This window comes from Pantoea sp. RIT413 (assembly GCF_003057675.2).
In the GTDB taxonomy this organism is placed as follows: domain Bacteria; phylum Pseudomonadota; class Gammaproteobacteria; order Enterobacterales; family Enterobacteriaceae; genus Pantoea; species Pantoea eucrina.
The window spans coordinates 193,329-214,420 of record NZ_QBJB02000004.1 but is presented as its reverse complement, the minus strand read 5'-3'; the positions used below and the strand labels follow the sequence as shown (position 1 = coordinate 214,420).

General features: G+C 56.3%; 18 protein-coding genes and 2 pseudogenes. 14 read left to right on the top strand and 6 right to left on the bottom strand.

Translation table 11 applies throughout. The features are described from left to right. Window positions 1-216: 216 nt before the first annotated feature. The 7 genes from cvpA to hisP all read left to right on the top strand — a co-directional run bounded on the left by cvpA (window position 217) and on the right by hisP (window position 6,397). Window positions 217-702 (top strand): colicin V production protein, encoded by a 486-nt coding sequence (cvpA, locus tag DBY66_RS08150; RefSeq protein WP_039379104.1) that lies wholly within the window; start codon window positions 217-219, stop codon window positions 700-702. 36 nt (window positions 703-738) lie between these two features. After that, window positions 739-2,256 carry an amidophosphoribosyltransferase gene (gene purF / locus DBY66_RS08145; protein ID WP_108569503.1) on the top strand — a complete coding sequence of 506 codons (1,518 nt, stop codon included), beginning with the start codon at window positions 739-741 and terminating at the stop codon, window positions 2,254-2,256. A gap of 136 nt (window positions 2,257-2,392) precedes the next feature. Next, on the top strand, window positions 2,393-2,962 hold the full coding sequence (locus DBY66_RS08140; RefSeq protein WP_039379099.1) for a UbiX family flavin prenyltransferase: 570 nt from the start codon (window positions 2,393-2,395) through the stop codon (window positions 2,960-2,962). A gap of 274 nt (window positions 2,963-3,236) precedes the next feature. Then, a complete protein-coding gene (argT, locus tag DBY66_RS08135; RefSeq protein WP_039379096.1) occupies window positions 3,237-4,019 on the top strand; it encodes a lysine/arginine/ornithine ABC transporter substrate-binding protein ArgT in 783 nt (260 codons plus the stop codon). Between the two features lie 196 nt (window positions 4,020-4,215). Further along, the gene (locus DBY66_RS08130; protein WP_039379095.1) at window positions 4,216-4,902 is read left to right on the top strand and encodes a histidine ABC transporter permease HisQ; all 687 of its coding nucleotides are present in this window, start codon (window positions 4,216-4,218) and stop codon (window positions 4,900-4,902) included. Continuing rightward, window positions 4,899-5,615, top strand: a complete 717-nt coding sequence (locus DBY66_RS08125; protein WP_039379094.1) for an ABC transporter permease — start codon at window positions 4,899-4,901, stop codon at window positions 5,613-5,615. Before DBY66_RS08130 ends, DBY66_RS08125 begins: the two co-directional genes overlap by 4 nt. Window positions 5,616-5,623: 8 nt before the next feature. Further along, window positions 5,624-6,397 (top strand): histidine ABC transporter ATP-binding protein HisP, encoded by a 774-nt coding sequence (gene hisP / locus DBY66_RS08120; protein WP_039379092.1) that lies wholly within the window; start codon window positions 5,624-5,626, stop codon window positions 6,395-6,397. A gap of 103 nt (window positions 6,398-6,500) precedes the next feature. On the opposite strand, the gene DBY66_RS08115 is transcribed toward hisP, so the two are convergent. Beyond that, on the bottom strand, window positions 6,501-7,448 hold the full coding sequence (locus tag DBY66_RS08115; RefSeq protein ID WP_108569504.1) for a sugar-binding transcriptional regulator: 948 nt from the start codon (window positions 7,446-7,448) through the stop codon (window positions 6,501-6,503). Between the two features lie 196 nt (window positions 7,449-7,644). Between DBY66_RS08115 and dalD the strand changes: the two genes are divergently transcribed. The 4 genes and pseudogenes from dalD to DBY66_RS08095 all read left to right on the top strand — a co-directional run. Then, a complete protein-coding gene (gene dalD / locus DBY66_RS08110) occupies window positions 7,645-9,039 on the top strand; it encodes a D-arabinitol 4-dehydrogenase (protein WP_108569605.1) in 1,395 nt (464 codons plus the stop codon). A 10-nt stretch (window positions 9,040-9,049) separates the two neighbouring features. Further along, the gene (xylB, locus tag DBY66_RS08105; RefSeq protein ID WP_108569505.1) at window positions 9,050-10,519 is read left to right on the top strand and encodes a xylulokinase; all 1,470 of its coding nucleotides are present in this window, start codon (window positions 9,050-9,052) and stop codon (window positions 10,517-10,519) included. Between the two features lie 27 nt (window positions 10,520-10,546). Next, window positions 10,547-11,826: pseudogene (locus tag DBY66_RS08100) on the top strand (MFS transporter). Between the two features lie 235 nt (window positions 11,827-12,061). Then, window positions 12,062-12,295, top strand: a pseudogene (locus DBY66_RS08095) (SDR family oxidoreductase); the annotation flags it as partial. Between the two features lie 13 nt (window positions 12,296-12,308). On the opposite strand, the gene DBY66_RS08090 reads toward DBY66_RS08095, so the two are convergent. Further along, entirely contained in the window at window positions 12,309-13,220 is a 912-nt protein-coding gene (locus DBY66_RS08090; protein ID WP_039379083.1) for a TIGR01777 family oxidoreductase, read from the bottom strand. Between the two features lie 328 nt (window positions 13,221-13,548). On the opposite strand from DBY66_RS08090, the gene yfcD reads away from it, so the two are divergent. Beyond that, window positions 13,549-14,094 (top strand): NUDIX hydrolase YfcD, encoded by a 546-nt coding sequence (gene yfcD, locus DBY66_RS08085; RefSeq protein ID WP_039379079.1) that lies wholly within the window; start codon window positions 13,549-13,551, stop codon window positions 14,092-14,094. 78 nt (window positions 14,095-14,172) lie between these two features. On the opposite strand, the gene pta is transcribed toward yfcD, so the two are convergent. Then, entirely contained in the window at window positions 14,173-16,317 is a 2,145-nt protein-coding gene (gene pta / locus DBY66_RS08080) for a phosphate acetyltransferase (protein WP_169713301.1), read from the bottom strand. 71 nt (window positions 16,318-16,388) lie between these two features. Then, window positions 16,389-17,591 carry an acetate kinase gene (ackA, locus tag DBY66_RS08075; protein ID WP_108569506.1) on the bottom strand — a complete coding sequence of 401 codons (1,203 nt, stop codon included), beginning with the start codon at window positions 17,589-17,591 and terminating at the stop codon, window positions 16,389-16,391. Window positions 17,592-17,926: 335 nt separating this feature from the next. Between ackA and yfbV the strand changes: the two genes are divergently transcribed. After that, window positions 17,927-18,382 (top strand): terminus macrodomain insulation protein YfbV, encoded by a 456-nt coding sequence (yfbV, locus tag DBY66_RS08070; protein ID WP_186368972.1) that lies wholly within the window; start codon window positions 17,927-17,929, stop codon window positions 18,380-18,382. 28 nt (window positions 18,383-18,410) lie between these two features. Beyond that, window positions 18,411-19,070, top strand: coding sequence for a sugar phosphatase (locus DBY66_RS08065; protein WP_071668057.1), 660 nt, complete (start codon window positions 18,411-18,413; stop codon window positions 19,068-19,070). A 15-nt stretch (window positions 19,071-19,085) separates the two neighbouring features. Here the strand turns inward: DBY66_RS08065 and yfbR are convergent, their stop codons facing one another. Together yfbR and DBY66_RS08055 are read right to left on the bottom strand one after the other, a co-directional pair. Beyond that, the gene (yfbR, locus tag DBY66_RS08060) at window positions 19,086-19,685 is read right to left on the bottom strand and encodes a 5'-deoxynucleotidase (RefSeq protein WP_039379039.1); all 600 of its coding nucleotides are present in this window, start codon (window positions 19,683-19,685) and stop codon (window positions 19,086-19,088) included. A 120-nt stretch (window positions 19,686-19,805) separates the two neighbouring features. Next, window positions 19,806-21,023 (bottom strand): pyridoxal phosphate-dependent aminotransferase, encoded by a 1,218-nt coding sequence (locus DBY66_RS08055; protein ID WP_039379037.1) that lies wholly within the window; start codon window positions 21,021-21,023, stop codon window positions 19,806-19,808. Window positions 21,024-21,092: the final 69 nt, after the last annotated feature.

Below are 21,092 nucleotides of genomic sequence, written 5' to 3'. Positions count from 1 at the left end.
GCGTGGCTTATAGCGCGTAAATGCCGGGTTAAAGCAGTTAATTAACTTTAAAATCAGCTATTTAAATATTGCTGATAGTAACGGGCGATGGAATTATTTTTCCTCGCCCTTTTTCATCACCGCGAACGGGAAAAGGCTACGCAAACGTTTTCTTTTTCTGTTAGAATGCGCCCCGAACTGGATGCAGGGGTGCGAAGCACTGTACTGGAAGCGTTCATGATCTGGATTGATTACGTCATTATTGCGGTAGTTGGTTTTTCGGCTCTGGTCAGCCTGATTCGCGGGTTTGTCCGGGAAGCCTTATCTCTTGTTACCTGGGGATGCGCGTTTTTTGTCGCCAGTCATTACTACGCCTACCTGGCAGTCTGGTTTACAGGTTTTAACGACGAACTGGTTCGCAACGGCATCGCAATTGCGGTGTTATTCGTTGCCACCCTGATTGTGGGTGCCATCGTGAACTATGTGATCGGCTCGCTGGTTGAGAAAACCGGCTTGTCGGGAACCGACAGGGTGTTGGGGGTCTGTTTCGGGGCGTTGCGTGGCGTGCTGATTGTTTCCGCCATTCTTTTCTTCCTTGATACATTCACCGGCTTTTCAAAAAGCCCGGACTGGCAACAGTCTCAGCTCATTCCCCAGTTCAGTTATATCATCAGGTGGTTTTTTGATTACCTGAAAAGCACGTCAAGTTTTTTACCCCGGTGACACCATCGGGAGTGCGGCTAATGAGGAAATGACAATATGTGCGGTATTGTTGGTATCACCGGTTTTATGCCAGTAAACCAGTCGATCTATGACGCGTTAACGGTGCTGCAGCACCGCGGACAGGATGCCGCCGGCATTTGTACTATCGATGCGCTGAACTGCTTCCGTCTGCGCAAAGCAAATGGTCTGGTCAGCGACGTGTTTGAAGCGCGCCACATGCAGCGTTTGCAGGGCAATATCGGTATCGGCCACGTGCGTTACCCTACCGCCGGCAGCTCCAGCGCCTCTGAAGCGCAGCCGTTTTACGTTAACTCCCCTTACGGTATTACGCTGGCGCATAACGGCAATCTCACCAATGCGCATGAGCTGCGCAAACAGCTGTTTGAGACCGGTCGCCGTCACGTTAATACCACCTCCGATTCAGAGATCCTGCTCAACATTTTTGCGCAGGAGCTGGATCGCTTTCAGCACTATCCGCTCGATGCGGAAACCATTTTTGCCGCGGTAGCGGCAGTGCATCAGCAGGTGCGTGGCGCTTATGCCGTGGTGGCGATGATTATCGGACACGGTATGGTGGCGTTTCGCGATCCGAACGGGATTCGTCCACTGGTGCTCGGCAAGCGCGACATGCAGGATGGCCGCACAGAGTATATGGTTGCCTCGGAGAGCGTGGCGCTGGATACGCTGGGATTTGAGTTCATTCGTGACGTTGCGCCGGGTGAAGCGGTCTATATCACTGAACAGGGCCAGCTTTCGACCCGCCAGTGTTCAGAGTACCCGAAAAGTAATCCCTGCCTGTTTGAATATGTCTATTTTGCCCGCCCGGACTCTTTCCTGGATAAGATTTCCGTCTATAGTGCGCGCGTGCGCATGGGCACCAAGCTCGGGGAAAAAATTGCCCGGGAGTGGGAAGATCTCGATATCGACGTGGTGATTCCGATTCCGGAAACCTCGACCGATACCGCGCTGGAGATTGCGCGCATCCTGAACAAGCCCTACCGTCAGGGATTTGTGAAAAACCGCTATGTGGGCCGTACCTTTATCATGCCGGGCCAGCATCTGCGCCGCAGCGCCGTTCGCCGTAAGCTCAACGCCAACCGTGCAGAGTTCCGCGATAAAAATGTGCTGCTGGTGGATGACTCTATCGTGCGCGGTACGACCTCTGAACAGATTATCGAGATGGCGCGCGAGGCGGGTGCTAAACGGGTTTATCTCGCGTCGGCTGCACCGGAGATCCGCTTTCCAAACGTCTATGGCATCGACATGCCAAGCGCTACCGAGCTGATTGCCCATGGCCGTGAGGTGGAGGAGATCCGCAAGCTGATTAAGGCGGATGCGCTGATCTTCCAGGATCTGAACGATCTGATCGAAGCGGTACGCGAAGAGAATCCGGACATTGAGCAGTTTGAGTGCTCCGTCTTCAACGGCGTTTACGTCACTAAGGATGTGGATCAGCAATACCTCGAGTATCTGCAGTCGCTGCGTAACGACGACGCCAAAGCGCTGCAGCGTCAGAACGAAGTGGAAGGGCTGGAGATCCATAACGAAGGCTGATTGAGCTTTTATCCGGCACTCCCGCGGGGCAGGCGAAAGTCTGCCCCGTCTGTTTTGCGCTTTTTCACCGGGCGCCAGCGCATTTTTGCCTGTGGCAGGCTATCATTGCCGATTCTGAACAGAGTAAGGCAGAGTTATGAAACGTCTCATCGTGGGTCTTTCCGGCGCCAGCGGCGCAATTTACGGCGTGCGGCTGCTGCAGGTGCTGCAATCGGTGCCGGAAGTGGAAACCCATCTGGTGATGAGCCCGGCAGCGCGCCAGACGCTGGCGCTGGAAACTGACTACAGCGTGCGGGATGTGCAGGCGCTTGCCAGCGTGGTGCATGACGTGCGGGATATCGGGGCAAGCATCTCTTCCGGCTCATTTAAAACGCTGGGTATGGTGATCCTGCCGTGCTCAATGAAAACGCTCTCCGGCATTGTACACAGCTACAGCGACAGCCTGCTGACGCGCGCCGCTGACGTCGTGCTGAAAGAGCAGCGCCGCCTGGTGCTCTGCGTACGCGAAACCCCGCTGCACGTCGGTCATCTGCGTATGATGACCACGGCGGCTGAACTGGGCGCGATGATCATGCCGCCGGTGCCGGCTTTCTATCACCGGCCGCAGCGTATTGAGGATTTGGTCGACCAGACGGTTAATCGCGTGGTGGATCAGTTTGATATCACGCTGCCGGAAGATCTGTTTATGCGCTGGAATGGCGCATAAACGTTGCGCGCTGCACAATGGATGTGCAAATTCGCGGTGTCGATCACTCTTCGTGCATAATCTGCACTAAAAGTTAGCAAACTCGCTTTTTCTTCTGCATCCCGCTGTTATATTCCCTTCATAACGAACTCTCTGCGTCCCGTTACGACGCTCTCGTTAGCGCGCCTGCATGCTGCATCGCCAGCTCTGAGACCTGGCATGAAAACTGCAATCCATTCAGCGCAAAACACACATCACACCACATAACAATAAGCACGTCACTTGAGGGTAAACTATGAAAAAGCGAGTTCTGGCTCTCTCCCTGCTGCTGGCAATGACCGGCACCGCCAGCGTTTTTGCCGCAGTACCGCAGTCGCTGCGTATCGGGACCGATCCAACTTACCCGCCGTTTGAGTCAAAAAATGCCCAGGGCCAGCTGGTGGGGTTTGATATCGACCTTGCCAATGAGATTTGCAAACGCATTCAGGCCAAATGTACCTATGTGGAAAGTGATTTCGATGCGCTTATTCCGTCGCTGAAAGCGAAAAAAATTGATGCCATTATTTCGTCGCTCTCTATCACCGAAAAGCGTCAGGAGGAGATTGGCTTCTCGGAAAAACTCTATGCGGCTAACGCCCGTCTGGTGGCGGCAAAAGGCTCTCCGCTGCAGCCAACGATTGAATCGCTGAAGGGCAAAAATATCGGTCTGCTGCAGGGTACCACGCAGGAAACCTATGCGAATCAATACTGGCGGCCGAAGGGCGTTACCGTGACGCCTTATGCAAATCAGGATCTGGTCTATCAGGACCTGAACGCCGGACGCATTGATGCCGCTTTCCAGGATGAAGTGCAGGCGAGCGAAGGCTTTCTGAAGCAGCCGGTAGGCAAAAACTATGCGTTTGCTGGCCCGGCGGTGAAAGATGACAAAATCTTTGGTGTAGGCACCGGCATGGGCCTGCGCAAAGATGACAGCGATCTTAAAGCCGCCATCGATAAGGCGTTTAATGAGATGCGCAAAGATGGCACCTACGACAAGATTGCGAAAAAATATTTCGATTTCAACGTCTACGGTGACTGATCGACCTGTTTCCTGATACTGCGGGTTGAGTGACAGGAACCGGGGCCATAACTATTCACTCCGGGCGCTTACTTATGTAAACTCCCGGGGTTCATACGCTTGCCGCTATCCTTCCGTGATTCATATCCCTGGTCAGGACTGTCCGCTATTTCCCGGGCAGCGTGTGTTATTTTCCTCTCACGACAGGATCGAAATCATGTTGTACGGCTATTCTGAAGTCATTCTCAAAGGCACGCTGGTGACGCTGGAGCTGGCGCTGAGCGCCGTGCTGCTGGCGGTTATCCTCGGCCTGCTCGGGGCGGGTGCCAAACTGTCGCGCAGCCGGCCGCTGGCCATCATTGCGGAGGGGTACACCACCCTGATCCGCGGCGTGCCCGATCTGGTGCTGATGCTGCTGATCTTTTACGGGCTGCAGATTGCGCTCAACGCGGTAACTGACGCGCTGGGCCTGGCGCAGTTTGATATCGACCCGATGGTGGCCGGTATCATTACCCTCGGGTTTATCTACGGCGCCTATTTTACTGAAACCTTTCGCGGCGCGTTTCTGGCGGTGCCGAAGGGACAGATTGAAGCCGCTACCGCCTTTGGTTTTACCGGCTCGCAGACGTTCCGGCGCATTCTGTTTCCGGCCATGATGCGTTTTGCGCTGCCCGGCATCGGAAACAACTGGCAGGTGATCCTCAAGGCTACCGCACTGGTGTCGCTGCTGGGGCTGGAGGATGTGGTCAAAGCGACGCAGCTGGCGGGCAAGAGTACCTGGCAGCCGTTCTACTTTGCCATTGTGGCAGGGGTGATCTATCTGGTGTTTACCACGCTTTCTAATGGCGTGTTGTGGTGGCTTGAGCGCCGCTACTCGGTCGGGGTAAAAAGGGCAGAATTATGATTGAGATTATTCAGGAGTACTGGAAACAACTGCTCTGGACCGATGGCTATCGCTTCACCGGCGTGGCGATCACGCTGTGGCTGCTTATTCTTTCTGTTGTGCTCGGCGGCTGTCTGGCTGTGATCCTGGCCATCGCCCGCGTATCACCCAACCGGTTTATCTCAACCCCGGTCTGGCTGTTTACCTATGTGTTTCGCGGCACGCCGCTCTACGTCCAGCTGCTGGTGTTCTACTCCGGCATGTATACGCTGGAAGTGGTGAAAGGATCTGAGCTGCTGAACGCCTTTTTTCGCAGCGGTCTGAACTGTACGCTGCTGGCATTTACGCTGAATACCTGCGCCTACACCACTGAAATCTTTGCGGGCGCCATCCGCGCTGTGCCACATGGCGAAATTGAAGCGGCGCGCGCCTACGGTTTTTCAACCGTAAAGCTTTACCGCTGCATCATTTTGCCCTCCGCGCTGCGTACCGCGCTGCCCGCATACAGCAATGAAGTGATCCTGATGCTGCACTCCACCGCGCTGGCGTTTACTGCGACCGTGCCGGATCTGCTGAAAATCGCGCGTGATATTAACTCGGCCACCTATCAGCCGTTTACCGCGTTTGGGCTCGCTGCCGTGCTCTATCTGATTATCTCTTATGTGCTGATTAGCCTGTTCCGCCTTGCGGAGCGCCGCTTTCTGGCACATGTGAAACCCTCTTCGTCGCACTGAGTATCACTATGGCTGAAAATAAATTACAGGTTGCCGAACTGCACAAACGTTACGGTGAACATGAAGTTCTGAAAGGCGTCTCACTGCGCGCCAATGCCGGCGATGTGATTAGCATCATTGGCTCTTCCGGCTCCGGGAAAAGTACGTTTTTACGCTGCATTAACTTCCTCGAAAAGCCGAGCGAAGGGGCTATCGCTGTTAATAACGAACAGATTGCGCTGGTGCGTGATACCGACGGCCAGCTGAAAGTGGCGAACAAGGAGCAGCTGCGCTCGCTGCGCACGCGCCTCACCATGGTGTTTCAGCACTTCAATCTCTGGAGTCATATGACGGTGCTGGATAATGTGACTGAAGCACCCATTCAGGTGCTTGGTCTGAGCAAGGCGGAAGCGCGCGAACGGGCGATTAAATATCTGGATAAAGTCGGGATTGATGCGCGCGCGCGGGCAAAATATCCGGTACATCTCTCTGGTGGCCAGCAGCAGCGCGTCTCGATTGCCCGTGCGCTGGCAATGGAACCGGAAGTGCTGCTGTTTGATGAACCGACCTCAGCGCTCGACCCCGAGCTGGTAGGCGAAGTGCTGCGTATTATGCAGAAGCTGGCGGAAGAGGGAAAAACCATGGTTGTGGTCACGCACGAGATGGAGTTTGCCCGCCACGTCTCTAACCATGTGATTTTCCTGCATCAGGGAAAAATTGAGGAAGAGGGGACGCCCGATGAGCTGTTTGGCAATCCAAAGAGTCCGCGCCTGCAGCAGTTTTTAAAAGGCTCGTTAAAATAGGCTGCTGAGCCGTAGCGGCGCAATTCATGGCGCACTTGTTTGCCATTTGGCAATCAACCCCGCGCGATAAATCGCGCCGCTACGTATCGCAAAAACGTTTTAATCACCCGCCAAGCAACTTCAGCGCCGTGTCTTCGTCGGTCACCAGCCCGGAGATCCACCCACCCAACAGCGCGGCGCGAATGGCCGGATATTTCCGTGCGCTGCCGGCAAAGCCGATAATCTTCCGCTGCGTCTGACTCTCCAGCAGCACGCTGGTGAGCAGCGCATCAGTTTCGCCCCATACCCGCTCGCCCTGCTGATTAAAGAAATGGCCAAGCATCTCACCTACCACGCCACGCGTGTTAAGCGCTCTGACCTGCACATCGGTTATAAAGCCTTCGGCATTTAGCGGACAGCCCGGCTGCACTTCACCAATGCCAACAAACGCAACGTCCGCCTGCAGGGCGCGCTGCGTCACACGCTGGTAGACCTGATGCTGCACCCACATAGTTTTGTCTTCGGGCGTGTCGGCATAGAGCGGCGCGGGGATAAAAAAATATTTTCCCTGCATTTTCTCAGCCATCTTTAGCGGCACGTCGTAACGCGTTCCGGAATCATCGCGCGCAATCGCACCAATCATCGACACGCACTGATGCTGTGGTCGTTCAATCCACGGCAGCGCGTCGATCATCGAACGCAGCGTTTTGCCGGATCCAATGCCGAACACCTGCGGCTGCTCCTCGCTGATAAACTGGCTCATCACTGAGGCCCCTTCAACGGCCAGCATCTGCTGAATAGCGTCATCCTCCAGACGGGCAGAGGGCACCACCCGACACAGATCAAGACCAAATTTCGTCTGCACCTCGTGCGCCAGTTGCAGACAGTGGGTAACCGGATGATCGATTTTGACGCTGACCATGCCCATTTCCCGTGCGCTTGACACCAGCCGCTGCGCCACCTGACGCGATAAGCCGAGCGCGCGCGCAATCTCCTGCTGTGTTACGCCAGCGACGTAATACATCCATGCCGCCCGCGCCGCCAGCTCCTGCTTTTTCTCTTCTCTGCTCATCACGCGCTTCCGTTGAAAACTGAAGCGTCAGTTTATCGCGGAATCAGACACAAGTGCTAATCGGGCAAAAGCCCTAAATAAGAGCAAATGTATTAATTGTGATGCATCTCGCAGAACAAAATGTTAGCCGACGACTATGCTACGTCGTATCGGGCAAATGCCCTTCGCAATGGCAAAAGCTTACTTAGAGGCGATTATGACGACGAATTTAGTATGGATGCACATCGGTGCTGGCTCCTTTCACCGTGCCCATCAGGCGTGGTATCTGCACAAGCTACGTGAGCAGGGTGATGAGAGCTGGAGCATTGCGCTGGGCAACATCCGCAATGATGCAGCGGTACAGCTCAATCAGCTGCAGGCGCAGAACGGCGAGTATGTGCTGGAGACTGTCACGCCAGAGGGCGAACGCGCGTATGAAACCATCACCTCGCTGCGCAAAATCCTGCCGTGGGACAGTGACATCAGTGCGCTGGTCGCCCAGGGCGCAGAGGCGCACACCCGCGTGATCAGCTTTACCGTGACCGAAGCCGGTTACTACCTGACGCCAGAGCATGAGCTGGATCTGGCGCAGCCGGACGTGCAGGCTGATATTCACGGTGAAATCCGCACGCTGTACGGCGCGCTGACGCGGATTCTGCAGCAGCGTATGGCCAGCGGCGGCGCAGCGGTTACGCTGCTGAGCTGCGATAACCTGCGCCACAACGGAGAGCGCTTCCGCCACGGGTTCCTCTCATTTCTGGCGGCGAAAGGCGATATCGCGCTGGCGGCCTGGGTGCGTGATAACACCACGTCGCCTGACACCATGGTAGACCGCATCACACCGCGCCCGACATCCGATGTGGCGGAACGCGTCAGGGCCGCTACCGGTAAGGAGGATGGCGCGGCCGTGATGGCTGAATCCTTCATTCAATGGGTAATCGAAGACAATTTCATCGCCGGTCGCCCGGCGCTGGAGAAAGTGGGCGTTGAGCTGGTGGACAGTGTGTTACCGTGGGAAGAGGCGAAAATCCGCATTCTCAACGCCACGCACGCGGCGATTGCCTGGGCGGGCACGCTTACCGGACTGAATTACATTGACGACAGCACGCGCCAGTCGGCGATTTATCAGCTGGCGCACGACTACATCACCCAGGATGTTATTCCGTCGCTCACGCCGAGTCCGCTCGATCTCGCCGATTACCGCGATGTGGTACTGGCGCGCTTCAGTAATCCCTATATCAAAGATACCAACCAGCGCGTCGGCGCGGATGGCCTGTCAAAAATCCCTGGCATGGTAACGCCGACGCTGCGTGAGACCTGGCAGCGCGGCGCGGAGCCCGCCGCTACGGCGGTATTGCCGGCGCTGTTCTTCCTGTTTCTGCAGCGCTGGGCCGCTGACGATCTGCCTTATACCTATCAGGATGGCGCGTTGCAGGCAGAGGCATTGCATCAGCAATTTGCGGCCGCCGATGCGCTGGACGTGTTTATCCGCGACAAAGCGCTGTTTGCTGAACTGGCGGATGATGCCGCATTTCACACGCTGATGCACCGTACGGTAGCGGATCTGCAGCGCTGGCTGAAACAGCCTGAACAGATGCTGGCAGCGGTATAAGGAGCGTGTGATGTATCTCGGCATTGATATTGGCACCTCCGAACTCAAAGCGCTGATCGTCAACGCGCAGGGCGACATTGTGGCTTCCAGCCATGCCACGCTTAGCGTGCAGCGTCCACATCCGCACTGGGCTGAGCAGGATCCGGAAAGCTGGTGGCAGGCGTGCGAACAGGTGCTGGCCGCACTGCGACAACAGGTGCCGGATGCCTGGCACGCCATCCGCGCCATTGGTCTCTCCGGCCAGATGCACGGCGCAGTGCTGCTGGATGCCGACGGCCAGGTATTGCGCCCGTGCATACTGTGGAACGACACGCGCAGCGCCGCCGAGTGCGAGACGCTGCGCACCCGACATCCGCAGATGATGCACATCAGCGGCAACATGATCATGCCGGGCTTTACCGCCCCCAAACTGCACTGGGTGGCTGAGCATGAACCCGCGATCTTCCGGCGCATCGCGAAAGTGCTGCTGCCGAAAGATTATCTGCGCTGGCGGCTCACCGGAGCATTCGTCAGCGAGCCGTCCGATGCGGCGGGCACGCTGTGGCTGGATGTGGCACAGCGCGACTGGTCAGATGAACTGCTGGCGATAAGCGGACTGACGCGCGCGCAACTGCCCACGCTGGTGGAGGGAAGTGCAGTCAGCGGCACGCTGCGTGAAGATGTTGCCCGCGCCTGGGGCTTGTCCGCCACGGTGAGCGTGGCAGGCGGCGGCGGTGATAACGCGGCCTCTGCGGTAGGCGTTGGCGCGGTTAATCCCGGCGATGCGTTTATCTCACTCGGCACATCCGGCGTGATCTTCGTGGTTAACGACCGTCTGCAGGCCGATCCACAATCTGGCGTGCACGCTTTTTGCCACGCGCTGCCGGGGCGCTGGCATCAGATGAGCGTGATGCTAAGTGCTGCCAGCTGTCTGCGCTGGCTGTGCCAGCTGTTATCGGTGAGCGAGAACCAGCTAATGGCAGAGATGGCAGAACTGAGCGCGGAGCAGTGCCGCCGCGCACCGCTGTTTTTGCCCTATCTCTCGGGTGAACGTACACCGCACAACGATCCTGATGCCTCAGGCGCCTTCTTCAATCTGCGCCACGAAACGCCGCGTGCGCTGCTGGGCTATGCGGTGATTGAAGGCGTAGCGTTTGGCCTGGCGGACGGACTGGCGGTGCTGGGCGATGCGCAGCGACAAATTACCCAGTGCAGCCTGACCGGCGGCGGCGCGCGCAGCACGCTGTGGGCACAGCTGATTGCGGATGTGCTGCAGCTGCCGATCGTCACTCATCCAGCCAGCGCCTCGGGCGCTCTTGGGGCCGCGCGTCTGGCCTGGCTCAGTGCCGGCGGCAACGAGCAGCAGGTATGCCTGAAACCGCCGGTTCAGGCGCGTTACCAGCCCGATGCGGCGCGCGGTGCGGTGCTGCAGCAGCGCCTGCGCCTGTTCCGCGAACTCTACGCTCAACAACAGCAGGCACGCGCGCTGCTGCCTGCCTGACGGCTTACTGAACAGAGGAAGATGGTGATGCAAGCGAACGATTACTGGTTTGGCTTACCGAAAAAATGTTCCGGGGCTTCCTCGCGATTGCCATCTTTATGGCGGGCGACGGCTTCGAAATGGCGTTTCTCTCCCGCCATATTACTGACATGGGCTTCACGCCGGGCCAGTCGGCGCTGGTGTTTACCTTTTACGGACTGGCGGCGGCGCTGGCGGCCTGGGCTTCCGGCGTGGTTGCGGAGTTGATTACCCCGCAACGTGCAATGCTGATTGGCTTTGTGCTGTGGATAGTGATGCACACGCTGTTTATGTCGCTCGGTCTTGGCCTGCGCAATTATCCGCTGATGGTGCTGTTTTACGGCATTCGCGGGCTGGCTTATCCGCTGTTCATCTACTCCTTCATGATGATGCTGGTGCAGGTATTGCCGCGCGAGAAACTGGCTGCCGCCACCGGATGGTTCTGGGCGATGTATTCGGTCGGCATTGGCGTGGTTGGCAGCTATCTGCCCAGCCTGACTATCCCGATGCTGGGTGAAACCGGCACGCTGTGGCTGGCGATTGGCTGGGTAGCGGCGGGCGGCGTACTGGCCTTTTTCAGCCTGCGCAATGTGCCGGTGGACCGTTCGCGTGTGAATCTGCCGCTGCGTGACAAAATGACCGAAATGTCACGCGCAGTGACCATTCTGTTCACCAACCAGCACGTGTTTTACGCCTGTCTGATTCGCATCATCAATACGCTATCGTTGTTTGGTTTTGCGATTATCATGCCGCTGCTGTTTGTTGATCGTCTCGGCTTTACCATCTCTGAATGGTTGCAGATTTGGGCAGTGTTCTTTTTTGTCACCATTTTCACCAACATCTTCTGGGGCATCATCGGCGAGAAAATTGGCTGGATCCGCCAGGTGCGCTGGTATGGCTGCCTCGGTATGGCGATCTCCAGCCTGGCGTTTTACTACCTGCCGCTGTATGCCGGCCACAATTTCTGGGTCGCGCTGATTCCGGCGGTGATGCTGGGGATTTTTGTCGCGGCATTTGTGCCAATGACCGCCGTGTTCCCGACGCTTGAACCGCATCATAAAGGCGCAGCCGTTTCGATTTACAATCTGTCGGCAGGCCTCAGCAACTTTGTGGCACCGGCGATTGCTTCAGTTATGTTGCCGTTCTTCGATATCGTCGGCGTGGTATGGGCGTACACCGGGCTGTATGTGTTTGCCGGCGTGCTGACGTTTATTATTCGCGTGCCGCAACCGGGACACACCCGGGAAGCATCCGCAGTGAAATCACGTATCGCGCAGCAGCGCAGTTGAGACTGTACGAAAAAGTGCACTATTTGAATATCCGCAGGTTATTGCCTCAGCTAAGCGGCACGTTAAATCTGCAGGCTTCGCTTGAACTCAGCGTACTGGCTGTCAGGCTTAGCCGTGTCAACCGCGAAATAACCCGGAGGAAAGATGTCGCGCTTTGCAGAGTAAGTGGTGGTGATCACCGGAGCCGGCATGGGTGCCGCAGCGGCAATATGGGCGCGTCGATATGCTGGTTAACAACGCCGTTTGCCCTGGCTTTGCTCTCACCGATCTTACCGAAGAGATAAAAAGAGATGAGGCGCTGCATTAACGCTTCTATGATCGCATTCTGCAGCGCCGCGCTGGTGAGCCGTAAGATACCGCTAGCGCAACTGCTTTTATCGCCAGCGATGACGCGCGTTATATCACCGGCGTTAACCTGCCGGTCGACGGAGGTCTGACGGCGTCGAATAGCCAGCCGAAGCAGGCCTGAGCCGCTTCGATGGTTATGGACGGGGCGGTGATCCCGCCACATCCTGCAGCGCCTGCTGTAAATCATACCAGCGAAAGGTAAAGCCGGACGCCTCCAGCCGTTTGGGCAGCACATGCTGACCGCCCAGCACCAGCACTGCTGATTCACCCATCATCAGTTTGATGGCGGCCGCCGGCGTGCGCATAAAAGCGGGCCGGTGCATGACCTGTCCCAGCGTCGCGGCAAACTGTTCGTTACGCACCGGATAGGGGGCAACCATGTTGAACGGACCGCGCAGCGACGGGTGATCCATCAGCCAGATGATGGCATCGATCATGTCATCAATATGGATCCACGGCAGATACTGTTTGCCGCTGCCAATCGGCCCGCCCACGCCAAGACGAAAAGGCAGTTTCATCTTTTCCAGCGCACCGCCCTCACGCGCCAGCACAACGCCGGTACGCAGCAGGCAGACCCGGGTTTGCTCGCTCTCGGCCTTGAGCGCCAGCTGTTCCCAGCGCGCGCACAGCGTATGGGTAAATTCATCCTGACCGGGATCCTCTTCGGTCACAATGACCTCGCCGCTGTCGCCATAGAAGCCAGTAGCTGAACCGGAGATTAGAAACGCGGGAGGAGTACTGCTGGCGTGGATCAGTGAAACCAGCTGTTCAGTGATTTGCCAGCGGCTTTCGCACAGCTGCTGCTTCTGGCTGGCGCTCCAGCGCTTATCAGCGATAGGTTCGCCAGCCAGATTTATAATGCCCTCTATGCCATTAAGGTCGGACTGCTGATCGAGTCCGGACCAGAGCCTGACGCGCTCATCGAGTTTTTCCCGCGCGGCTGCCACGTCACGCGTCACTACATTCACCTGATGCCCGAGCTGCAGCAGTCGCGGGATCAGGTGGCGGCCAATCAACCCGGTGCCGCCGGTAATCAGTAATTGCATCGTGAGCCTCCCTGTAAATTATTATCTGCTCAGCATTGAGCATAGAAGAGAAGCGGAGAGTGAGTGTGACAGCGCCTGCAGCGTGAGGGAAAAAGCGGCCCTGACGCTGCCGGAGAGGCAAAGATCCGACCAGCAGATTATTGCCTTAGGTGAAAAAAGCCGGTAAAGATGTGGCACCCCGGCTGCTTATGCTGAGGCTGGCGGGATCGGGCAAAGCACGCTAAGCGCTTGCGACAGTGATAAGAACGCTTTACCTTACGCGCATTCTGATAAAGCAATAAAAAAACCGACGCGTGCCGCGCACGCTGAAACGTCAAAAGGGTTACGGATGGTGGATCAAACGGCAGATGACGCTATTGAGTGGGTGGATATCGTCAGCGAAGAGAACGAAGTGATTGCGCAGGCCAGCCGGGCACAGATGCGGGCACAGTGTCTGCGCCATCGCGCCACCTATATCGTGGTTCATGATGGTATGGGCAAGATCCTGGTACAGCGTCGCACAGAAACCAAAGATTTCATGCCCGGTATGCTGGATGCCACCGCGGGTGGCGTGGTGCAGAGCGGTGAAGAGATGCTCGAATCTGCACGGCGCGAAGCGGAAGAGGAGCTGGGGATCGCGGCAGTACCCTTCGCTGAACACGGCAAATTCTACTTTGAAGATCAGCACTGCCGCGTCTGGGGCGGGCTGTTCAGCTGTGTTTCTCACGGTCCGTTTGCGATGCAGGAGAGTGAAGTTGATGAGATTTTCTGGATGACGCCAGAAGAGATCACGGCGCGCTGCGATGAGTTTACCGACGATTCACTGAAAGCGCTCTCGCTGTGGCTGAGCCGTAATAGCGATGCAGCACGCAGCAAGCAGAACAGCGAAAGCTGACCGCTGTATCTGCACGACGCGAAAAAAAAGCATGCGCCTGGCGCATGCTTTTTTTATACCTGAGCAGGGGAGGAGAGCTTATCCTTCCGCCTGCTGCGACTGAATGGCCGTCAGGGCGATGGTGTAGACGATATCATCGACCAGCGCGCCGCGTGACAGGTCATTGACCGGTTTACGCATGCCCTGCAGCATCGGGCCGATAGAGATCAGATCGGCAGAGCGCTGCACCGCTTTGTACGTAGTGTTACCGGTATTGAGATCCGGGAAGATAAAGACCGTGGCGCGTCCGGCAACCGCCGAATTGGGCGCTTTGGACCTGGCAACATCTTCCATAATGGCCGCGTCATATTGCAGCGGACCATCAATAACCAGATCGGGGCGCTTCTCCTGCGCAATGCGGGTGGCTTCGCGCACTTTCTCAACGTCGCTGCCCGCACCGGAGTTGCCGGTTGAGTAAGAGATCATCGCTACGCGCGGATCGATACCAAAGGCGCTGGCGGAATCTGCAGACTGAATCGCGATTTCAGCCAGCTGCTCCGGGTTAGGATCGGGGTTGATGGCGCAGTCGCCGTAAACCAGTACCTGTTCCGGCAGCAGCATAAAGAACACGGATGAAACCAGCGAGCTGCCGGGCGCAGTTTTGATCAGCTGCAGCGGCGGACGAATGGTATTGGCAGTGGTGTGCACCGCGCCAGAGACCAGGCCATCCACTTCTCCGCTCTCCAGCATCATGGTACCCAGCACCACATTGTCTTCCAGCTGCTCCTCCGCCACGACTTCCGTCATGCCTTTGCTTTTGCGCAGCTCAACCAGGCGCGGCACATAGTTTCCGCGCACAACTTTCGGATCGACAATCTCAATGCCGGTGCCCAGCTCCACGCCCTGAGCCGCCGCCACGCGCTGGATCTCATCCGGATCCCCCAGCAGGACGCAGGTGGCAATGCCGCGTTCGGCGCAGATTGCCGCCGCTTTAACCGTGCGCGGTTCGTCGCCTTCCGGCAGGACAATGCGTTTGCCCGCTTTACGTGCAAGTTCGGTCAACTGATAGCGGAAAGCAGGAGGCGACAGGCGACGACTGCGTTCGGAAGTGGCGGTCAGCGACTCAACCCAGTCGGCGTTGATAAAGCCGGCAACATACTCCTGCACTTTTTCAATACGCTGCGTATCGTCAGCCGGTACTTCCAGGTTGAAGCTCTGCAGGCTCAGCGACGTCTGCCAGGTGTTGGTTTTCACCATAAACACCGGCAGGCCGGTCTGGAAAGCGCGCTCGCACAGACGGGCAATAGGCGCTTCGATCTGATAGCCGCCGGTCAGCAGAATGGCACCAATTTCAATACCGTTCATCGCTGCCAGACAGGCAGCAACCAGTACGTCAGGGCGATCGGCCGAGGTCACCAGCAGTGAGCCGGGACGGAAATGCTCCAGCATGTGCGGGATGCTGCGTGCGCAGAAGGTCACAGATTTAACGCGGCGCGTCTCGATTTCACCTTCGTTGATGATTTCCGCGTTGAGGTGGCGGCACATATCGATAGCGCGCGTGGCGATCAGGTCAAAGCTCCATGGCACACAGCCCAGCACCGGCAGCGGGCTGTTGGCAAACAGCTGTTTCGGATCGATGTTGGCTACGCTGGCTTTAGAGGAGTCATCAAAAATCTCTGACAGATCGGGACGGGTACGACCCTGCTCATCAACCGGGGCATTCAGCTTGTTGATGATAACGCCTGTGATGTTTTTGTTTTTACTGCCGCCAAAGCTGCTCTGGCTTAGCTCAATACGCTCTTTTAACTGAGCCGGCGAGTCATTGCCCAGCGCCATCACAAAAACAATCTCTGCGTTCAGCGTTTTGGCGATCTCGTAGTTGAGCGCCGAAGCGAACTGATGCTTACGTGTCGGCACCAGACCTTCGACCAGCACCACCTCTGCTTCTCTGGCCGTGGCGTGGTAGTTGGCAATGATCTCTTCCATCAGTACATCCTGCTGGTTTGAACCCAGCAGTGACTCAACGCGTGACATCTGCAGCGGTTCAGCGGCAGGAATAGCGGAGTTCTTACGAATAATGGTGGTCGTCTGGTCCGGTCGGTCACCACCGGCGCGCGGCTGTGCAATCGGCTTGAAAACACTCAGGCGCACGCCTTTGCGCTCCATTGCGCGGATCACGCCAAGGCTGACGCTGGTCAGGCCGACGCTGGTGCCGGTGGGGATAAGCATAATTGTACGTGACACGTTAAAAACCTCGCGGTGTTACAGGGTGTCAAAATCGCTCCGTCAGCCTGAGCTGACGGAGAAGAAAGGGATCAGGCCGTCAGACGCGCGGCATCCTGCGCAATCACCAGCTCTTCATTGGTCGGGATGACAAGTGCAGAGCGGGTACCCTCTTTATTGATAAAACCGGATTTGCCAAAGCGGGCAGCCAGATTGCGCTCGTGATCAAGGTCAAAGCCCAGCAGACCCAGTTTGCCCAGGGCCAGTTCGCGTACCAGAGCAGCATTTTCGCCAATACCGCCGGTAAAGATGACTGCATCCAGGCGACCATCCATCAGCGCCGTATAGCTGCCGATATATTTGGCCAGGCGATGGCAGAAAACATCCATCGCACGCTTTGCATCATCTTTAGTCGCATAGTTATCTTCAACGTAGCGGCAGTCGCTGGTTACTTCCGTCAGGCCCAGCAGCCCTGACTCTTTGGTCAGCAGCTTGTTGATTGCATCAACGCTCATACCCAGAGCGTCATGCAGGAAGAAAACAATGGCCGGATCGATGTCACCGCTGCGGGTGCCCATGACTAAACCTTCAAGTGGCGTCAGGCCCATAGAAGTATCAACACACTGACCGTTGCGAATAGCCGAAACAGAGCCGCCATTGCCAAGATGGCAGGTAATGATATTCAGCTCGCTGACTGGCTTGTTCAGCATTTTTGCCGCTTCCTGCGTCACATAATAGTGGCTGGTGCCGTGAGCGCCGTAGCGGCGTACGCCATGCTCGCGATAGAGATGATAAGGCAGGGCGTAGAGATACGATTCTTCAGGCATTGTCTGATGGAAAGCCGTATCAAAAACCGCCACATTCTTATCAGAGAGATGCGGGAAATTTTTCATCGCCTCATCAATGCCGATTAAATGCGCCGGATTGTGCAGCGGTGCAAAAGAAGAGGCATCTTTAATGCCCTGAATGACCGCCTCATCAATGATGACGGACTGGGTCAGTCGCTCACCGCCATGTACGATACGGTGGCCGATTGCAGCGATTTGTGCCGAAAGCTCTGGTTTTTGTGCCAGAATAGATTTAACGATGAAGTTCAGCGCTTCGCTGTGGGCTGAGCCTGCACCCAATGGTGCTTCCTGCTTGCTGCCTTCCAGCTTCCATTTAATCCGCGCTTCCGGCAGGTGGAAACATTCAGCCAGTCCCGACAGGTACTCATCGCCGGTAGCTGGATTGAGGATAGCAAATTTAAGAGAAGAACTGCCGCAGTTCAGAACCAGTACTAACTTCGTCGACATGGAAGTACCTATTTGTTAAATAGTGGCTAAAAATAACGCAATCAGACTAACAGCGTAGCCCATGAGAGCGGGGCGATTTATGATTAACATCATGCGCCAGCTAAAAAGAAAACGACACGCAAAAAAATTCGGTAATTTTACGCAAATTTTTTAAAGCGTTGTAGCAATACCTGGCTCTGGCTGTGCTTTAATCAGGCGGCAGCTTCCGGTAATGTTACTGAAAACGGCGTCAGAATACCCACTGTCACCTGCAAAAACAAAATGTTTTGAAGGATGTCACGTAAAGTTGTGTAGTTACAAATTTATTTTAAATAATGCAGTATTAGTTGAGGTGCATAATGGCGAATGACGCAGGTAATCCGGGCTGGTTTGGCTTATTTCAGCGCGGACAACACTACATGAAAACCTGGCCTGCGGATAAACGTCTGGCGCCAGTATTTCCGGAAAACCGGGTCGTTACGGCGACCCGCTTTGCCATCCGTTTTATGCCGCCGCTGGCCGTATTTACCCTGACGTGGCAGATAGCGCTGGGCGGGCAGCTGGGGCCAGCCATCGCCACCGCGCTGTTTGCCTGCAGCCTGCCGATGCAGGGATTGTGGTGGCTGGGTAAACGAGCCGGTACGCCGCTGCCGCCTGCGCTGCTGCAGTGGTTCAACGAAGTCCGCAGCAAACTGGAAGAGGCGGGGCAGGCGATTGCACCGGTAGAGGGAAAGCCCACCTATCAGGCGCTGGCTGATGTACTTAAACGGGCGTTCAGACAGCTGGATCGCACCTTTCTGGACGATCTTTAATTCTGCACAATCGGATAAGGAGCAGCAGGTGAATTTTAAAGGATTTCTGTTTGACCTGGATGGCACGCTGGTGGATTCACTGCCGGCAGTAAACCGCTGCTGGACGCAGTGGGGCGAGCGTCATGCGCTCAGCGCTGAGGTGGTACTCGATTATATTCACGGCAAACCCGCTATCGATTCACTGCGCCATTTCATGCGCGGCGAGAGTGAGGCCGCCATCCAGGCGGAATTTCACTGGCTGGAGCAGCAGGAAGCCCGGGATACGCAGGGCATACGGGAGATAGCCGGCGCGCGCGCGCTGCTGACGCAGCTTAATGAACAGAACATCCCCTGGGCGATTGTCACCTCCGGTTCGGTGCCGGTAGCCCACGCCCGGCATCGCGCAGCTGAGCTCCCTTTGCCAGCGGTGTTTATTACGGCTAACGATATCCGGCGCGGCAAGCCCGATCCGGAACCCTATTTACTGGGTGCTGAGCGTCTGGGCCTGCATCCGTCTGAATGTGTGGTGGTAGAAGATGCGCCCGCAGGTATTGCGGCAGGCCTTGCGGCCGGCAGCGCAGTGATCGCCATCGATCCAGCGGCAGATACGCCTGGTCTGAACCAGGTTCTGTTTAATCTGCCCGATCTGAGCACGCTGAAAATTACGCAGAACGACACCGGCGCCTTTTCGCTGAGCCTGCGCGCCTGAATGATACCCGCTCGCTCAGAGCGGGGTCTCCTGTGAAATCTCATCAAGCGACAGAGTAAAGCTCGGGACGAACACCTCCATAAAATAATCCATTTCAGGTGAACGCCGCTCGGTCAGGGTCTTCTCCAGCCGTGTTTTAGCCAGTGAAAATTCATGGTTGCCGGCAGAGAGCTCCTCAAGGCATTTCAGATAGGCGCAGAGAGCGTCAGCCTGTTTCACCACAGCCTGTTCGGCCGCGCTATAGTGGTGTTCATCAATCAGCGGCCGATACGCTTCCTGCAATTCGGGCGGCAGCATTTCAATCAGCTTTTGCTGGGCAATTTTCTCAATCTTTTTGTATTCATGCGCAATTTGCGCGTTGTAATACTTAACCGGCGTTGGCAGATCGCCGGTCAGCACTTCACTGGCATCATGATAGAGCGCCAGCATTGCAATACGATCGGGATTGAGTTCACCTGCAAATTTCAGATTTTTGATCACTGCCAGCGCATGCGCCACCATCGCGACCTGCAGGCTGTGTTCAGAGACATTTTCTGTACGCACATTGCGCATCAGCGGCCAGCGATTGATGAGTTTCAGGCGGGAGAGGTGAGCGAAAAAGTGGCTTTGAGTCATTACAGCATCCTGTCAGCACAGCGGGGAGGAAACCCCTCCCCGGAATGCATACAGTATATACCTGACTGCAGCCAGGTACATGACAGGTTAAGCGCCTGGCTGGCTGCAGCAGAAGGTGACTTACTGCCGGTAACCCTGCAGAAAACGTCCAAACTTGCCGATCGCCATCTCCAGATCGTCTACCCGCGGCAGAGTAACAATGCGCACGTGATCCGGATGTGGCCAGTTAAAGGCGGAGCCCTGTACCAGCAGCACTTTTTCCTGCAGCAGGAAGTCGAGCACCATCTTCTGATCGTCATAAATATTAAATTTTTTCGGATCGATACGCGGGAACATGTAAAGCGCGCCCTGCGGTTTAACGCAGCTTACGCCGGGAATATCGTTAATCAGCTCCCAGGCGCGCTGGCGCTGCTCGTAGAGCCGTCCGCCAGGGGCGATAAACTCGCTGATGCTCTGGTAGCCTCCCAGCGCGGTCTGAATCGCATGCTGAGCGGGCACGTTGGCACACAGGCGCATAGAGGCGAGCATTTCCAGGCCTTCAATATAGCCTTTGGCGTGCTTTTTCGGCCCGTTTAGCACCATCCAGCCCTGACGAAAACCGGCCACGCGATAGGTTTTAGACAAACCGTTAAAGGTCACCGTCAGAAGATCGGGTGCCAGCGCCGCAATGGAGTGATGCTGCGCATCGTCGTAGAGGATTTTGTCATAGATTTCATCAGCAAAGATGATCAGGTTATGCTGACGCGCTATTTCTACCACCTCCAGCAGCAGCTCTTTACTGTAAACCGCGCCGGTCGGGTTATTGGGGTTGATAATCACAATTCCACGCGTGCGCGGTGTGATTTTGCTACGGATATCATCCAGATCCGGAAACCAGCCGGCTGACTCATCGCATCGGTAATGGACAGCTTTGCCGCTGGAGAGTGAAACGGCTGCCGTCCACAGTGGGTAATCCGGTGCCGGCACCAGCATCTCATCGCCGCTATTGAGCAGCGCCTGCATCGCCTGCACGATCAGCTCTGATACCCCATTGCCGATATAGATATCTTCAACGGTAACGTCGCGCATATCACGCGCCTGATAGTGCTGCATAATGGCTTTACGAGCAGAGTAGAGCCCCTTGGAGTCGCAGTATCCCTGCGCGCCAGGCAGATTACGTATAACGTCGACCAGAATTTCATCAGGTGCTTCAAAACCAAACGGCGCTGGGTTGCCAATATTCAGCTTGAGAACCTTGTTGCCTTCTTCTTCAAGTCGCTTTGCTTCTTTTAGTACCGGTCCGCGAATGTCGTAACAGACATTTTCCAGCTTACCGGATTTATCAATTTGGAAATTCATCGTTGCCGCCTTTTCGGGCAGAGTCCTTTAACCCGCCACCCAGTTAAAACCTGCCCAATTTACTCCTCT

Coding starts and splice junctions, on each gene's coding strand:
- DBY66_RS08055 (WP_039379037.1), bottom strand. CDS start 21,023: ATGAATTTCCAAATTGATAAATCCGGTAAGCTGGAAAATGTCTGTTAC.
- yfcD (WP_039379079.1), top strand. CDS start 13,549: ATGGTGGATCAAACGGCAGATGACGCTATTGAGTGGGTGGATATCGTC.
- argT (WP_039379096.1), top strand. CDS start 3,237: ATGAAAAAGCGAGTTCTGGCTCTCTCCCTGCTGCTGGCAATGACCGGC.
- xylB (WP_108569505.1), top strand. CDS start 9,050: ATGTATCTCGGCATTGATATTGGCACCTCCGAACTCAAAGCGCTGATC.
- DBY66_RS08115 (WP_108569504.1), bottom strand. CDS start 7,448: ATGAGCAGAGAAGAGAAAAAGCAGGAGCTGGCGGCGCGGGCGGCATGG.
- purF (WP_108569503.1), top strand. CDS start 739: ATGTGCGGTATTGTTGGTATCACCGGTTTTATGCCAGTAAACCAGTCG.
- DBY66_RS08140 (WP_039379099.1), top strand. CDS start 2,393: ATGAAACGTCTCATCGTGGGTCTTTCCGGCGCCAGCGGCGCAATTTAC.
- yfbR (WP_039379039.1), bottom strand. CDS start 19,685: ATGACTCAAAGCCACTTTTTCGCTCACCTCTCCCGCCTGAAACTCATC.
- DBY66_RS08090 (WP_039379083.1), bottom strand. CDS start 13,220: ATGCAATTACTGATTACCGGCGGCACCGGGTTGATTGGCCGCCACCTG.
- hisP (WP_039379092.1), top strand. CDS start 5,624: ATGGCTGAAAATAAATTACAGGTTGCCGAACTGCACAAACGTTACGGT.
- ackA (WP_108569506.1), bottom strand. CDS start 17,591: ATGTCGACGAAGTTAGTACTGGTTCTGAACTGCGGCAGTTCTTCTCTT.
- DBY66_RS08125 (WP_039379094.1), top strand. CDS start 4,899: ATGATTGAGATTATTCAGGAGTACTGGAAACAACTGCTCTGGACCGAT.
- dalD (WP_108569605.1), top strand. CDS start 7,645: ATGACGACGAATTTAGTATGGATGCACATCGGTGCTGGCTCCTTTCAC.
- cvpA (WP_039379104.1), top strand. CDS start 217: ATGATCTGGATTGATTACGTCATTATTGCGGTAGTTGGTTTTTCGGCT.
- DBY66_RS08130 (WP_039379095.1), top strand. CDS start 4,216: ATGTTGTACGGCTATTCTGAAGTCATTCTCAAAGGCACGCTGGTGACG.